7 protein-coding genes, 1 tRNA gene, 3 rRNA genes and 1 pseudogene are annotated in these 15,708 nt (G+C 45.9%); 8 read left to right on the top strand and 4 right to left on the bottom strand.

Going from position 1 to position 15,708, the window contains the following annotated elements:
• Nucleotides 1-7 precede the first annotated feature (7 nt).
• From GTO83_RS09645 to GTO83_RS09635, 3 genes and pseudogenes are all read left to right on the top strand, one after another.
• A complete protein-coding gene (locus tag GTO83_RS09645; RefSeq protein WP_180870761.1) occupies nt 8-268 on the top strand; it encodes a cupredoxin domain-containing protein in 261 nt (86 codons plus the stop codon).
• Nucleotides 268-2,190: a copper-translocating P-type ATPase gene (locus tag GTO83_RS09640; protein WP_180870759.1), complete on the top strand. Its 1,923-nt coding sequence runs from the start codon at nt 268-270 to the stop codon at nt 2,188-2,190. The genes GTO83_RS09645 and GTO83_RS09640 overlap by 1 nt, the downstream gene beginning before the upstream one ends.
• 196 nt (nt 2,191-2,386) lie before the next feature.
• A pseudogene (locus GTO83_RS09635) lies at nt 2,387-3,994 on the top strand (IS1182 family transposase); the annotation flags it as partial.
• Nucleotides 3,995-4,365: 371 nt separating this feature from the next.
• Here GTO83_RS09635 and GTO83_RS09625 read toward each other — a convergent pair.
• Complete coding sequence (locus tag GTO83_RS09625; RefSeq protein WP_180870754.1) at nt 4,366-4,863, bottom strand: acyl-CoA thioesterase; 498 nt, start codon at nt 4,861-4,863, stop codon at nt 4,366-4,368.
• 18 nt (nt 4,864-4,881) lie between these two features.
• Complete coding sequence (locus GTO83_RS09620; protein WP_180870752.1) at nt 4,882-5,358, bottom strand: nucleoside 2-deoxyribosyltransferase; 477 nt, start codon at nt 5,356-5,358, stop codon at nt 4,882-4,884.
• A gap of 526 nt (nt 5,359-5,884) precedes the next feature.
• Between GTO83_RS09620 and GTO83_RS09615 the strand changes: the two genes are divergently transcribed.
• The 3 genes from GTO83_RS09615 (at nt 5,885) to rrf (ending at nt 10,777) form a co-directional block, all read left to right on the top strand.
• Nucleotides 5,885-7,459, top strand: a 16S ribosomal RNA gene (locus tag GTO83_RS09615).
• A gap of 195 nt (nt 7,460-7,654) precedes the next feature.
• Nucleotides 7,655-10,577, top strand: a 23S ribosomal RNA gene (locus GTO83_RS09610).
• Nucleotides 10,578-10,660: 83 nt separating this feature from the next.
• A 5S ribosomal RNA gene (gene rrf / locus GTO83_RS09605) occupies nt 10,661-10,777 on the top strand.
• The 16S, 23S and 5S rRNA genes sit together here, the layout of an rRNA operon.
• Nucleotides 10,778-10,989: 212 nt before the next feature.
• Here the strand turns inward: rrf and GTO83_RS09600 are convergent.
• Nucleotides 10,990-11,532, bottom strand: a complete 543-nt coding sequence (locus GTO83_RS09600; protein ID WP_180870750.1) for an alpha/beta hydrolase — start codon at nt 11,530-11,532, stop codon at nt 10,990-10,992.
• 134 nt (nt 11,533-11,666) lie between these two features.
• Here GTO83_RS09600 and GTO83_RS09595 point away from each other — a divergent pair.
• Nucleotides 11,667-11,739: transfer RNA gene (locus tag GTO83_RS09595), tRNA-Thr, on the top strand.
• Between the two features lie 244 nt (nt 11,740-11,983).
• On the opposite strand, the gene GTO83_RS09590 is transcribed toward GTO83_RS09595, so the two are convergent.
• Entirely contained in the window at nt 11,984-12,340 is a 357-nt protein-coding gene (locus tag GTO83_RS09590; RefSeq protein WP_180870748.1) for a helix-turn-helix domain-containing protein, read from the bottom strand.
• 203 nt (nt 12,341-12,543) lie between these two features.
• On the opposite strand from GTO83_RS09590, the gene GTO83_RS09585 reads away from it, so the two are divergent.
• The gene (locus tag GTO83_RS09585; RefSeq protein ID WP_180870746.1) at nt 12,544-15,702 is read left to right on the top strand and encodes an SEC10/PgrA surface exclusion domain-containing protein; all 3,159 of its coding nucleotides are present in this window, start codon (nt 12,544-12,546) and stop codon (nt 15,700-15,702) included.
• The last annotated feature ends 6 nt before the right edge of the window (nt 15,703-15,708 follow it).

Below are 15,708 nucleotides of genomic sequence, written 5' to 3'. Positions count from 1 at the left end.
ATATATCATGGCTAAGCAAACAATTATTGTCGACGGTGGATACCAACCAAATACGGTGACTTTCAAGCAAGGAAAACCAGCTGAATTAACCTTTAAGCGGGTTAGTGATCGGGGATGTGTCCAAGTCGTTCAATCTAAGGACTTTGGTTTTAAAAAAGAATTACCCCTTAACGAAGAAGTTACCTTTAATATTGATACTAGCAAGCCTGGCGAATACGGCTTTGCTTGTGGGATGGACATGGTGAAAGGAAAAGTGGTGGTGGAATAATGACGGTTTTAACCCGCTTTATTATTTCGGTCGTTTTATCCTTACCACTACTCGCTAACATGATCTTGATGCCCTTTGGTGGGCACCTACCTGGTGGGGCGTGGACCCAATTAGTCTTAACCACGTTGATTATGTTGATTTCCGCGAAGCCCTTTATCCATACTTCTTGGGCCGCCTTCAAAAATCACCATGCTAATATGGATACCTTAGTGGCAATCGGGACGACAACTGCCTATGTTTATAGTCTCTTTGCGATGGCAACGAACCGGCCGGTTTTCTTTGAGAGTGCTGCTTTTGTGACGACCTTTGTCCTGTTAGGCCAAGTCTTTGAAGAACGGATGCGGAATAATGCCTCCGATGCAGTAGCTAAGCTGGGGAATTTGCAGGCAAAAACAGCCACGGTCATCAAGGATGGTCAACCAATCCGGATACCCCTAGCAGAAGTCCAAGTCGGTGATTTGATCCAGGTTAAACCGGGAGAAAAAATTGCTGTCGATGGGACCGTCGTTGACGGAACTTCGACCGTTAATGAAGCCATGGTAACGGGGGAAAGTATGCCAGTGACCAAGCAAGCTGGCGACAAGGTGATTGGGGCAACCATCAACCAGACCGGGACGTTAACCTTTAAGGCGGACAAGGTCGGTGATGATACCCTCTTAGCCCAAATTGTGGAACTAGTTAAGAAGGCCCAAAATAGTCACGCCCCAATTCAAAAGTTAACCGACCAAGTATCAGATATTTTTGTGCCGGTTGTCTTAATCGTTGCCATTTTAACTTTTGAAATTTGGTACAATTTCCTGTACGTTAGTTTTGCGACGGCATTAATTTACGCCGTAGCCGTAGTGGTCATTGCCTGTCCATGTGCCCTGGGGCTAGCGACCCCCACGGCCTTGATGGTTGGAACGGGGCGGAGTGCCAAGCTCGGGATTCTGATTAAAAACGGCGATGTCTTAGAAGCAGTTAATCGGGTTAAGACGGTGGCCTTTGATAAAACCGGGACGATTACCACTGGTCAACCCCAAGTGGTTGATGTGATTGGGGATCGGCAAGTAGTTCTTGGTTTAGCCGCTGCTTTGGAAGCTAAGTCGGAACATCCGTTAGCGCAAGCAATCTTAGCCGCCAACGATCGGTCAAGCGACTTAACGGTGACTAATTTTCAAGCTATTCAAGGTCAAGGAGTTACCGGGACGGTTAACGGTCAACCTACCTGGGTCGGGAGTCCAACCTTAATGGCCCAGCCTTTCCCGGAAAAATGGCAATCAGAAATGGACCGGTTAACGGGGGAAGCCAAAACGGTAGTTGCTGTTGGTCAAGGTGATCAGGTCTTAGGATTAATCGCCATCCAAGATACCCCCAAGGTAACTTCAAAAGAAGCCATTGCGGATCTAAAGCAACTTGGTCTCTCCACGGTAATGGTAACCGGGGATAACCAAGCCGTCGCTGAAGCCATCGCCAAGGAAGTCGGGATTGACCGGGTGGTGGCCAATGTCCTACCGGCAGATAAAGCCGCCGTAGTTGAAGACCTGCAAAAGCAAGGCTCAGTAGCTTTTGTGGGGGATGGAATTAACGATGCGCCCGCCTTAACCACCGCTGATGTTGGGATTGCGATGGGTTCTGGGACTGATATCGCGATTGATGCTGGCGGAATTGTCCTGGTTAAAAATGATCTTCGGGATGTCCCATTAGCCATTGAATTAAGCAAGAAGACCTTTAACCGGATTAAGCTCAACCTTTTCTGGGCCTTTATCTACAACGTGATTGGCCTACCAATCGCTGCTGGCCTCTTTGTTGGGGTCGGCCTCGCCTTAAGCCCTGAACTTGCGGGATTAGCAATGGCCTTTTCCTCCCTTTCGGTTGTAACTAGTTCAGTGCTCTTGAACCGGACTCCTCTGAAGACAGAGCGCCAAGTTGTGATGAATTAGCAGCGGGCGGGAATGGCCGTAGTTATTGAGTAACCTTCGGAAATGAAAGAAAGAGGCTGGGAAAAAACTCCTAGTCCAAAGTAAAAACCGGATGATGAATTTCTTAAACAATTCATCATCCGGTTTTTATGTACACAGGAAGTTGCTCCTGATATGATGTAATTATCACGAAAACAAACAAAAAGGAGCGATTTCCATGTATCAAAATTATACCATAGGGCAAACCGAATTCGTACTAAACTATAACTATGATTTACCAAAGAACCATATTGCGCGACTAATTAGTGCATTTGTCGACTCAATTCCACAGGAGGTTCTATTGGAAGAGTCGGTGGCGGCTACTGGCCGCCCTGCATCGCATCCAGCAATTATGCTTAAGATCCTCTTGTTTGCCTACTCGCGTCAAACCTATTCTGGAAGAAAGATTGAAATGATGTTGGATGAGAGTCTACCAATGCGTTGGTTAGCCCATGACTATACTTATAGTTACCACACCATCAATAACTTTCGGAGCAGTCAGCACGCTAGTAATCTGATCAAGCGTGCTTTTGTCTACTTTACCATGGCTTTAACAGATCACGGCCTAATTCAAAATGATGCAGTTTTTATTGATGGAACCAAGGTCGAAGCTGATGCCAATAAATATTCATTTACTTGGCGTCGTGCAGTGGAAAAGTACCACGCTAAGTTAAGGGAAAAGACAAGTAAGATTTATGAGGAATTAGTGGAAAAACGAGTGGTGCAAGAAATGGCGCCAGAGCTGGTCACTTCTGCCGAAGGCATGAAAACAATGGAACAAGAACTCGGAGAGCAAATCACTAAATTAGATGAAGAGATTGAGCAAGAACCCAAAATCATCAAAGGTGGTTCAGTTAGGAAACGGCGTCGTCGTTTCCTAAAAAAACTTCGCCACCAGCTAAGCAACGACTTAATTCCTCGTGCCCAAAAGTATGAACATGCCGAAGATATCTTCCAAGGTCGCAATAGCTACTCCAAGACTGATCATGATGCGACTTTTATGTGTATGAAAGAAGATCCGATGATGAATCGGGAATTGAAACCTGGCTATAACTTACAAATTGCCACTCATAAGCAATTTGTTCTTGATTACGGATTATTTTCAAACCCAACTGATACAAGGACTTTAGTGCCATTTCTTAAGCAATTTCATGCCTTAGGCTTCTTTAAACATATCGTCGCTGATGCAGGTTATGGTAGTGAATACAATTACACAACGATTCTTGATCAGTTTGAAAAGCAACCTATTATTCCCTATACAACTTATCAAAAGGAACAGAAGCGCAAGTTTAAAAACGACCCAACTAACTCACAAAATTGGCAGTATAACGCCGAAGATGATTACTATATTGATCATTTAGGGGTTCGTTTTAGCTTTTATCGGTATAGTGAGCAAATCGATAAATATGGTTTCAAACATGATTTTAAAATCTATCGGGCAGATAAGCACCAGCCGTCAGCGCAATTGGATAAATTAACGAAAACACCAGGTGGTCGGCAACGTTATATGAAGGTTAACCCGACCTGGAATTATTACAAAGCAAAAGTGAAAGCGACCCTCTCAAGTGACGAAGGTAAGGCGATTTATCGTCGACGGAAGTTCGACGTTGAGCCAGTCTTTGGTCACATGAAGAGGGATTTTGGCATACGCTGAACTCATTTGCGTGGTCAACGGGCTGTGGAAAATGACATTGGCCTAGCCCTGATGACATTAAACATAACGAAATTGGGACAATTAATTAACCGATGGAGGGCCAATTTCATTAATAATCGAAAATCCGGACTACAATTTTTGATCAAGGCAAAAATTATAGTCCGGATTTTAATGTTAGAGGGGCAAAAATTAATAGTTAATTCCCAGCCTCTTTGGTTTTTGCTTGGTTTTAGCATGAAGATGGCTATGCGCTGGCTAAGGACTCAGCCTTTGATTATTCCACTAAATATACAAGGGGACTTCTTGATCATAAAAGCCAAGGGGGATTGCGAGGTAAATTAAGATCCCCATGATTAGCAAATCGATACAGCCAGCACCCTCGCTCCCTGTCCCTGGAGGAGATTATAATGTGAAAAAAAACTCGGCTAGGTTTGGAGCGGTGATAAGGTCGGATGCTTATCGAAGCGCCAAACTCAGCCGAGCTAGAGCGGGCAAATTTTCCCCTAATCAAGGGTAATATGATCTTTCAAGGTTTGGTTAGCGACTTGGTTTAGCTTTCGCTTAGCCAATCGTTCATGATAAGTACTAATTAGGTAGTTTTCTTCATCATTCGCCCCAACGAGTTCAAATTCCGGGAAGGTGAAATCCTTATCGACAACGACATAGGTGTTAAAACCGGTATAACCTAAGAATTGTTCGCCAGTTTGGAGGCTTTGTCCAGTTACCTTAACGAAGACCTCGGCGGAACGGTTTCCCAGTCCAGTTAAGTAGGCAGTCATCTTTAAGGCGTCGTGCAGTTGGAAGGGGTGGTAAAAATGTATATCTTCCATGCCCACGGTAGCCACTTTTTTTAAGGAAAGGTGGGAGGCGATGATTGATGGTTCAGCATCCACAATTTCAAGCAGCCGCCCGCCAAAAAGGGTTTGGTGTTCATTTAAGTCACGGTTTAAAATCCGGTGAGTCGTAATTACGCGGTGATCATGTACATTATATTTAGTCATTGCAAATCCTCCTGTTATTTAGAAGACCTTCATATCTGTCCAATGGGTTGGTAAGTTATTGAAGTCATAATTGGCTAAACCAGCGGCGATCTTGTCTCCAGTAAACATGGCGGTGTGTGAACGAGCTAGCATCAAATTTAATTCATTATCAGGATGGAATTGTACTAAGACCACGGGGATGTTCCAGGCCCAAGCAGCGCCAACTTCAAAAATGGTGCCGCTATCTGGTTCGTAATTTTGCTCTTCGTATTTGTAGTCAGTGATTGCGACCACCACGTCTGCTTTTTTAACTTGGCGCATGTCAGTGCTAAAAACGGCATCTTGCCAATCGCGGGAACCAAATGCTAAATTTTCTTCTTGATGTTCTTGTGGATTATAAATTCCTTCCGGATCAATCGTGGGATTCTTTTTAAGGGCGGTAATTACTTTTTCAATTCGTGTTTTTTGTTCCGGTGAGAAAAACGGACTCGCTAGGTAAACCTTATTTTGATACATTTTTATCATTCCTTTTATTTGTTCTTGTTTCCATTATAGTAAATTCTTGCTTATTATCACCACCCGCTGGTCAAAAAATTAAAATTGTTAATGGTTAACCCAATCGTAAAGAAAGGGGTTGCAAAAATCTTGCGGTGGTAAAACTTTCAAAAAGGCCTTGCGTAAAAGATGATGTGCGTGTATAGTATTTAATCGTTGTCACCGCGATAAAAAGTTACGCGTTTGGTGGTCAACACAAGATTGTTAAAACTTCTTGTTGACAAGAAGTTGACAGTTTGGTAATATATAAGAGTTGTCGCTGAGCGATGATTCAAGAACTTCTCCAAAAAAGTTCTTGACAAGCTCTTGAGTGATTTGATACAATGATCAAGTCGCTGACTTATAGCGAACAACGGTAGACCTTTGAAAACTGAATAAAGTTTCGACGAATCAAATGTGTAGGGTCCTTGATCTTGATGATCGAGGCAAAACATTTGCGAAGTCAATTCGCTTAATTTATTTTTGAGAGCTATCTCAAATTCTTATTTTATATGAGAGTTTGATCCTGGCTCAGGATGAACGCCGGCGGTGTGCCTAATACATGCAAGTCGTACGCGTTGGCCCAACTGATTGATGATGCTTGCATCTGATTGACGTTGGTTTACCAACGAGTGGCGGACGGGTGAGTAACACGTAGGCAACCTGCCCAGAAGCGGGGGACAACATTTGGAAACAAGTGCTAATACCGCATAACAACATTAACCGCCTGGTTAATGTTTGAAAGATGGTTTCGGCTATCACTTCTGGATGGGCCTGCGGCGCATTAGCTTGTTGGTAAGGTAATGGCTTACCAAGGCAATGATGCGTAGCCGAGTTGAGAGACTGATCGGCCACAATGGAACTGAGACACGGTCCATACTCCTACGGGAGGCAGCAGTAGGGAATCTTCCACAATGGGCGCAAGCCTGATGGAGCAACACCGCGTGAGTGAAGAAGGGTTTCGGCTCGTAAAGCTCTGTTGTTGAAGAAGAACATGCTAGAGAGTAACTGTTCTAGTATTGACGGTATTCAACCAGAAAGTCACGGCTAACTACGTGCCAGCAGCCGCGGTAATACGTAGGTGGCAAGCGTTATCCGGATTTATTGGGCGTAAAGCGAGCGCAGGCGGTTTTCTAAGTCTGATGTGAAAGCCTTTGGCTTAACCGAAGAAGTGCATCGGAAACTGGATGACTTGAGTGCAGAAGAGGGCAGTGGAACTCCATGTGTAGCGGTGGAATGCGTAGATATATGGAAGAACACCAGTGGCGAAGGCGGCTGCCTGGTCTGCAACTGACGCTGAGGCTCGAAAGCATGGGTAGCGAACAGGATTAGATACCCTGGTAGTCCATGCCGTAAACGATGAGTGCTAGGTGTTGGAGGGTTTCCGCCCTTCAGTGCCGCAGCTAACGCATTAAGCACTCCGCCTGGGGAGTACGACCGCAAGATTGAAACTCAAAGGAATTGACGGGGGCCCGCACAAGCGGTGGAGCATGTGGTTTAATTCGAAGCTACGCGAAGAACCTTACCAGGTCTTGACATCTTGCGCCAACCCTAGAGATAGGGCGTTCCCTTCGGGGACGCAATGACAGGTGGTGCATGGTCGTCGTCAGCTCGTGTCGTGAGATGTTGGGTTAAGTCCCGCAACGAGCGCAACCCTTGTTACTAGTTGCCAGCATTTAGTTGGGCACTCTAGTGAGACTGCCGGTGACAAACCGGAGGAAGGTGGGGACGACGTCAGATCATCATGCCCCTTATGACCTGGGCTACACACGTGCTACAATGGACGGTACAACGAGTTGCGAACTCGCGAGGGCAAGCTAATCTCTTAAAACCGTTCTCAGTTCGGACTGCAGTCTGCAACTCGACTGCACGAAGTCGGAATCGCTAGTAATCGCGGATCAGCATGCCGCGGTGAATACGTTCCCGGGCCTTGTACACACCGCCCGTCACACCATGGGAGTTTGCAATGCCCAAAGTCGGTGGGGTAACCTTTTGGAGCCAGCCGCCTAAGGCAGGGCAGATGACTGGGGTGAAGTCGTAACAAGGTAGCCGTAGGAGAACCTGCGGCTGGATCACCTCCTTTCTAAGGAATTAATCGGAAACCTACACAGCGTTGAAACTTTGTTCAGTTTTGAGGGGTTTACCTCTCAAGCTTGTACTTTGAAAACTAAATAATATCTTTTCTAAATAATCAAGAAAACCGAGAACACCGCGTTATTTGAGTTTTTAACGAATATAATCGCTATCTCAATTAACTCGATTGATCGTCGATCAATCAGGTTAAGTTACAAAGGGCGCATGGTGAATGCCTTGGTACTAGGAGCCGATGAAGGACGGGACTAACACCGATATGCTTCGGGGAGTGGTAAGTACACTTTGATCCGGAGATTTCCGAATGGGGAAACCTAACTAACTTAGTCGTTAGTTGCTTGACTAGTGAATTCATAGCTAGTAAGCGGTAGACGCAGTGAACTGAAACATCTAAGTAGCTGCAGGAAGAGAAAGAAAAATCGATTTCCTGAGTAGCGGCGAGCGAAACGGAAAGAGCCCAAACCAACGAGCTTGCTTGTTGGGGTTGTAGGACTGAACGTTTGAGTTACCAAGGGGCAAGGTAGTCGAAGCAGTTGGGAAGCTGCACCAGAGATGGTGATAGTCCAGTAGACGAAACCTTACCCCCTCAGTTCAGGATCCTGAGTACGGCGGGACACGTGAAACCCCGTCGGAATCCGCGAGGACCATCTCGCAAGGCTAAATACTCCCTAGTGACCGATAGTGAACCAGTACCGTGAGGGAAAGGTGAAAAGCACCCCGGGAGGGGAGTGAAAGAGTTCCTGAAACCATGTGCCTACAAGCTGTCGGAGCCCGTTAATGGGTGATGGCGTGCCTCTTGCAGAATGAACCGGCGAGTCATGATTACGTGCAAGGTTAAGGTGGAAAAACCGGAGCCGTAGCGAAAGCGAGTCTGAAATGGGCGTACGAAGTACGTAGTTATGTACCCGAAACCAGGTGACCTACCCATGTCCAGGATGAAGGTGCGGTAAAACGCACTGGAGGTCCGAACCCGTGTCTGTTGAAAAAGGCTGGGATGAGGTGTGGGTAGCGGTGAAATTCCAAACGAACTTGGAGATAGCTGGTTCTCTCCGAAATCTCTTTAGGGGGAGCCTCGGAATTAAGAATCTTGGAGGTAGAGCACTGTTTGAACACGGGGCCCGTCATGGGTTACCAACTTCAGATAAACTCCGAATGCCATCGATTCATGTCCGGGAGTCAGACGATGAGTGATAAGATCCACCGTCGAAAGGGGAACAGCCCAGATCACCAGTTAAGGTCCCAAAATATATGCTAAGTGGAAAAGGATGTGGAGTTGCATAGACAACTAGGATGTTGGCTCAGAAGCAGCCATCATTTAAAGAGTGCGTAATAGCTCACTAGTCGAGTGATCCTGCGCCGAAAATGTACCGGGGCTAAGCATATTACCGAAACTGTGGATTCAACCGTTAGGTTGAGTGATAGGAGAGCGTTCTAAGGGCGATGAAGTTAGACCGTGAGGACTAGTGGAGCGCTTAGAAGTGAGAATGCCGGTATGAGTAGCGAAAGACAGGTGAGAATCCTGTCCACCGAATGACTAAGGTTTCCTGGGGAAGGCTCGTCCTCCCAGGGTAAGTCGGGACCTAAGGCGAGGCCGAAAGGCGTAGTCGATGGCTAACAGGTTGAGATTCCTGTACTAGTTAGTTGCGTTTGAATGATGGAGGGACGCAGAAGGCTAAACGATCCGGACGATTGGAAGTGTCCGGCCAAGCAGTAAGTTAGGGTTAGAGTTAAATGTTTTAATCCGGGTTAACAAGCTGTGATGGGGAGTGAAATTATAGTAGCGAAGTCGTTGATGTCACGCTGCCGAGAAAAGCTTCTAGTGAGTAACTAACTACCCGTACCGCAAACCGACACAGGTAGTCGAGGAGAGAATCCTAAGGTGAGCGAGTGAACTCTCGTTAAGGAACTCGGCAAAATGACCCCGTAACTTCGGGAGAAGGGGTGCTGGTCGCAAGACCAGCCGCAGTGAAAAGGCCCAGGCGACTGTTTATCAAAAACACAGGTTTCTGCAAAATCGTAAGATGAAGTATAGGGGCTGACGCCTGCCCGGTGCTGGAAGGTTAAAAGGAAGGGTTAGCTTCGGCGAAGCTCTGAATTGAAGCCCCAGTAAACGGCGGCCGTAACTATAACGGTCCTAAGGTAGCGAAATTCCTTGTCGGGTAAGTTCCGACCCGCACGAAAGGCGTAACGATCTGGGCACTGTCTCAACGAGAGACTCGGTGAAATTGAATTGCCTGTGAAGATGCAGGCTACCCGCGACAGGACGGAAAGACCCCATGGAGCTTTACTGTAGCTTGATATTGAGTGTTTGTATTGCTTGTACAGGATAGGTAGGAGCCATAGAAACCGGGACGCTAGTTTCGGTGGAGGCGTTGGTGGGATACTACCCTTGCACTATGACCACTCTAACCCGCACCACTCATCGTGGTGGGAGACAGTGTCAGGTGGGCAGTTTGACTGGGGCGGTCGCCTCCCAAAAGGTAACGGAGGCGCCCAAAGGTTCGCTCAGAATGGTTGGAAATCATTCGCAGAGTGTAAAGGCACAAGCGAGCTTGACTGCGAGACAGACAGGTCGAGCAGGGACGAAAGTCGGGCTTAGTGATCCGGTGGTTCCGTATGGAAGGGCCATCGCTCAACGGATAAAAGCTACCCTGGGGATAACAGGCTTATCTCCCCCAAGAGTCCACATCGACGGGGAGGTTTGGCACCTCGATGTCGGCTCATCGCATCCTGGGGCTGTAGTCGGTCCCAAGGGTTGGGCTGTTCGCCCATTAAAGCGGTACGCGAGCTGGGTTCAGAACGTCGTGAGACAGTTCGGTCCCTATCCGTCGCGGGCGTAGGAAATTTGAGAGGACCTGTCCTTAGTACGAGAGGACCGGGATGGACATACCGCTGGTGTACCAGTTGTTCCGCCAGGAGCACCGCTGGGTAGCTATGTATGGATGAGATAAACGCTGAAAGCATCTAAGTGTGAAACTCGCCTCAAGATGAGATTTCCCATTCCGTTAAGGAAGTAAGACCCCTCAGAGATGATGAGGTAGATAGGATGGAAGTGGAAGTGCGGTGACGCATGGAGCGGACCATTACTAATCGGTCGAGGACTTAACCAAGGTAAAAGGTGGTAAGGTTGCTTGAGGGGAAAGATATTGTTTAGTTTTGAAAGCACAAGCTTTCAGTCCTGAAAAGGATAGAGTGTGGTGATGATGGCTTGAAGGATACACCTGTTCCCATGCCGAACACAGAAGTTAAGCTTCAACGCGCCGAAAGTAGTTGGGGGATCGCTCCCTGTGAGGATAGGGCGTCGCCACGCAAATGTAAACGGCCTGCAGAAATTGCAGGCCGTTTTTTTAGTATTTGTGAGTCTTTTTAGTATTTGTGAGCCCATGCAAGGCTGAATCGGTTGGTGCGACCGTTAGGGAAGCAACTGCCATTCAGCTACTGCTTTGACCTTAGTTACTGAGTAACATTCGGAGATGAAAGAGGGGCTGGGAAGAAACGTGCGTTTCTGCTCACCCTCGTTAGTTATTCTTGTAAGCTTACTAGTTCTTTCAACGCCAACGGAAATTTACGAAAACCATCACTGGTGAGGTAGTGGCCACCGTGTTCTTGGCAGATTAATTTTGCTTCCAATTCGCTAGCAATCGTAATTGCCTGCCGGTAAGGGGCGATTGGATCGTCTTTGGCAGTAATCACAGTGGCTTTTGAAACCTTAGTTCGCAGATCGGCATAATCTGGACGGGGATTGGTGAAACCATCTAAGCTTGGATAAAGGGGAAGCGGTCGATCAAAAGCGCCAACTAGTAATAAGCGAACGTCCTGGATTTGATGGTGGGCAACAAAACGAAGGGCCGTAATGCAACCAAGACTATGAGCGACAATGGTAATCCCATCTTCAACGGGGATTTGGTCGTCAACGGCTTGATCCCAGGCTTGGGGATCCGGAGAAAAAGGATCTGGTAACCATAGCCGGTCTAATTTAATAGCCGATTTAGCGGCGTCCTCAAGCCAGGGAAACCAGTCATCATCACGGGTAGAAGTGCCATGGATTAAATATGCTTGTTTCATTTGGATCATCCTTTCTTGGTTTATTCCTACCTTACCATGGAATCAGGCCTTAAAATGCGGCTTTTTGAAAAAATTTGCCAAAAGGGGTAGGCAAAGGACTGAATATCTGATATAGTAGTGACTGTTGAGAAATTGCTGACTTAGCTCAGTTGGCAGAGCACGTCACTAGTAATGATGAGGTCGGAGGTTCGAATCCTCTAGTCAGCATAAATAACTGTTAGAAGGTGTCTAAGAACGTTGTTTAATGGCGTTCTTAGACACCTTTTTTTATTCGTTTTTACTAAAAGACAATCACGTTTGTCACACGCCACTGTAACACTGTCACACGTTTTAATTTTTAAGGAGCCTTTTTTATTGGTATTACAGTGTTTTCAGCGGTTTTTAGTGTGTGACACACAGAGTAGATACTAAAGAACTGACTACTGAGATGGATTTATCTTAGTAGTCAGTTTTATTTTGCTTTGATAATTTTTAAAATTCCCTCACTAATTATTTCTGCTCGTTGAGGATCTAACTTTAGTAGGTAGTCAAACAGTTCTTTCGTCTTTGGAATATCTGAATTATTAGCAAGTTGATGATTAATTTGAATGCGATCGTTGAGTTGATATGTTAAGAGCTCAACGACTGATAGTTTTAACGCATCGGCGATGTCAGTTAATTTACTCAAAGAGATATTATCTTTTTCTCGTCTTTCAAGTTGGGAGATAAAGTTGACTGAAGAGTTACTGAGTTCTGCTAGTTTTTCTTGGGTAAGTTTAAGATCTTTTCGCCGGGCCTTGATACGGAGCCCGATATTTATTTCTTTCATGACCGCCGTTCCTTAATTCGTGATTAAGTTAAGCGTATGGATTTTAAGTTCAAAATAGAACACACTAGTATGTGAAAAAACATTATATTATTGTATAATCACAACGTAGTGTTATTTATTGAACGAAAGGTTCCTACTTGGGAGGAAATTCTCACTTGAGGATTGTAATAGAAACACTAATTAGTATTTACGGAGGTTTAATCATGGAAGATTCTAAGAAGAAAATGTTAGTAGCGTCAGTTGCTTTCGGTGCTGCGACCGTCGTAACCGGTGCAACAACCAATGTTCACGCTGCAACTAGCGATAACCAAGCTACTAGCCAAGCAACAGCAACTGATGTCAAGGCCACGGTGGGCCAACGGGAAGCTGATTCAGCGGCTGCTCAACAAAAGTATACCGATGCGCAAACGTCCTTGAGCGATGCCCAAACATCAGCTTCAACGGCACAAGGTAATGTCGACACAGCCCAAAGCGCGGCTACTAATGCACAAAACGCGGTTAGTAATGCGCAAAAGAACTTAGACACCGCTAATCAACAAGTAGCTGACGCTAAGAACGTAATGAGCGACGCTAACCCAGCTGGTGAAGCAAAGGCTCAATCAGCAATTGATAGCCAAAAGCAAGCGGTAGCAGATGCTAACAAGGCAGTCGATCAAGCATCACAAGCGGTTGCGGATCAACAAAAGGCAGTCAACAGTGACCAAGCAGTTGCTAATTCTGCGCAACAAGTCGTTGACAACGCTACTAAGAACGTTGCTAGTGCGCAAGCAAGTGCCGACGCTGCTAAGAATGCTATCAGTGATGAAGCAACCAAGGCAGCCGTTTCAGCTCAACAAACAGCGCAAAACAATTTAACGAATGACCAAAACGATCTTAATTCTGCTCAATCTACGTTAGCAAAGCAAACGCAAACGGTCGCTAACGATCAAACTAACTTACAAAAGGCCCAAAGCGACCAAGCAAAAGCCCAAAGTGCCGCTGACCAAGCAAAAGCCTCTGCTAACCAAACTAGTCAAGCTTTAGCCGACGCTACGAAGGCTAAGGATGAAGCTCAAGCAGCGGTTGATGCCCTCCAAAATCAAACGGAAGTTAAGAACACAATTGTTCTACCGGCAGGGTACAAGGAAGCTTATGAAGCTTACAAACAAGCTAATGATGATACTATCGCTGAAGCAGATCAAAAACTGACTAAAGTAGCTGGCAATGGTTGGTCTATCAATCACTATCAATCAAACGCCGCTGACAAATTAATCTCTGTGGATTATAAAAACCTTACTTTTGATCAACAGAAAGAACTGTCAATCTATGCTGCACAATTAATTAACCAAATTCGCGAACAAATGGGGACGCAACCAATTGCAGTTTCGCCAAAGTCGGTAGAACTTGGCAATAAAGCTGTCGAAGAAGCATATAACGAACCTTCTTGGGATGCGTTCGGTGATCATATTAATGCAAATGGGACCGTTGATGGGAAGTCACATAACGAAGACGCTCTTCGCTCAATTAATACTTCAATGGGTGGGGACCAAATTCTTGAAAATATGGCAACTTCGTTGCGGACGTACTCCAATTACGATGAAGCTACCAACGCTTATTACGCAGTTCCAGTTGCCCCACAAACCATGGACAGTTTGAAGAGTCAAATTTACTTTGACATTGAATCAATGATGTTTCATGACGCTATGCAGGCTTGGTGGCACACAGATACATTCATCAATTTTGGTGCCACTATTCACAGTTTGAACAACGAAACGCTCGGTGTTGACTTTGACAAGTATGGATATTCTCACTTTATTATTGAAGGCCAAGATCCTTTAGCTTTATTCCCTAAAGACGATTCGGGATTCCGCCAAAACGAATACGACCTCAACCCAACTGATGACACTGCTGCTAAACTGATTAAGGCCCAACAAAGCCTTGCTGATAAGCAAAGTGCTTTAGATGATGCACAAAAGGCGGATGACGATGCCCAAAATGTGTTGAAGGAAGCTAACAGTCAATTACAAACCGCTAAGGATAAGACTAACCAAGCTCAAGGCCAACTTGATGCTGACCAAAAGATTGCTACTAACCTGCAAAACAAGGTAACGCAACTCAAGGGTAAGATCGCGGCTGACCAAAACTTGTTAGCTAAGGCTAACCAACAATTAGCTAATGCTCAAAAGGATCAAGCCGATAAGGTTAATGCCTTTAAGCAAGCTGAACAAGCTGTAACGGACGCTCAAAACGTCCTTGCTCAAGCTAACGCTAAGTTAGCTGACGCTAACAAGCAACTGGCTACTGATCAAGCTAAGTTGACTGCTTTGCAAAACGATCTGCAAGCCAAGCAACAAGCCGCTACGAATGCGCAAAAGGATCTCCAAGCAAAGGAAGATTACTTAGCGAAGTTGCAAAACGCTGAAACTAACTACCAAGCTGCTTTAGCTAATCAAAAGGACGCTCAAGCGAAGTACGATGCCGCTAACGCGGCTAACCAAACCGCTCAAACGAAGCTAGATGAAGCTAAGAGTGCTCTTGCTAAAGCAAACGCGGCGGTTACAGATGCACAAAAAGCGGTTGACGATGCTAAGGCTAACCTTTGGACTGATGCTAAGGTTTACGGTGACCAAGTTAAGGTTAGTGAAGTAACAATCAACGCTGGGCAAACAGCGACTGTTCCAACCTTAATTAATCAACTCCGGGGCGATGCCAAGGTTAAGGCAATGAACTTAATGGTCGCCTTACCTGACGCTGACGAAGCTACGGTTGAGCTTTGGGACGGCAAGTTGCCAGCTAACACGACCGTAACTTGGGCCGATGCAAACCAAGTTAAGCAAGACTCTCAAACTGCTGGTGACTACACTGAAAATGCGCTCGTAACGTTCCCTGATGGTTCTACGACTACGGTTGCAACAAAGTTGCATGTTCTGGCTGTTAAGGATAACAATGAACCAACTACACCAGATAACCCAGCTAAGCCGGACGATCCAGCTACACCGGATAACCCAACAACACCAACTACCCCAACAGATGACAATCAAAAGAAGCCATCTACTGATAACTCTCAAAACGGTGGCAAGACAACACCTTCAAACGACGGGCAAAAGCCATCTAATAACGATGACCAAGGTGATACAACTCAACCAACGGCACCTGTTGCTGGTAACCCTCAAAAGGGTGTTGACAACGGTGTGGTAGTTAATAATACTAAGACAACTGCCACGACGAAATTGCAAACTGTCGCTTCTAACAAGGGCGAAGCTAACAAGTTGCCACAAACAGGTAATGAAACCAACGCTCTCGGCGTTCTTGGGCTTGCAATGCTTGGGTTGACTGGGTTACTGGGGTTGACGGGTGTTAACCGGAAGGCTAAGCGAAACTAGGGGGAG

Source organism: Lactobacillus sp. 3B(2020), assembly GCF_013487845.1.
GTDB lineage: Bacteria > Bacillota > Bacilli > Lactobacillales > Lactobacillaceae > Limosilactobacillus > Limosilactobacillus alvi.
Note: the sequence above shows the minus strand (reverse complement) of the source record. Positions and strands in the feature narration are given on the sequence as shown.

What these genes read in the sequence shown, in the direction of transcription:
- GTO83_RS09640 (WP_180870759.1), top strand. Translation starts at nt 268, where the DNA reads ATGACGGTTTTAACCCGCTTTATTATTTCGGTCGTTTTATCCTTACCA.
- GTO83_RS09585 (WP_180870746.1), top strand. Translation starts at nt 12,544, where the DNA reads ATGGAAGATTCTAAGAAGAAAATGTTAGTAGCGTCAGTTGCTTTCGGT.
- GTO83_RS09625 (WP_180870754.1), bottom strand. Translation starts at nt 4,863, where the DNA reads ATGACTAAATATAATGTACATGATCACCGCGTAATTACGACTCACCGG.
- GTO83_RS09620 (WP_180870752.1), bottom strand. Translation starts at nt 5,358, where the DNA reads ATGTATCAAAATAAGGTTTACCTAGCGAGTCCGTTTTTCTCACCGGAA.
- GTO83_RS09600 (WP_180870750.1), bottom strand. Translation starts at nt 11,532, where the DNA reads ATGAAACAAGCATATTTAATCCATGGCACTTCTACCCGTGATGATGAC.
- GTO83_RS09645 (WP_180870761.1), top strand. Translation starts at nt 8, where the DNA reads ATGGCTAAGCAAACAATTATTGTCGACGGTGGATACCAACCAAATACG.
- GTO83_RS09590 (WP_180870748.1), bottom strand. Translation starts at nt 12,340, where the DNA reads ATGAAAGAAATAAATATCGGGCTCCGTATCAAGGCCCGGCGAAAAGAT.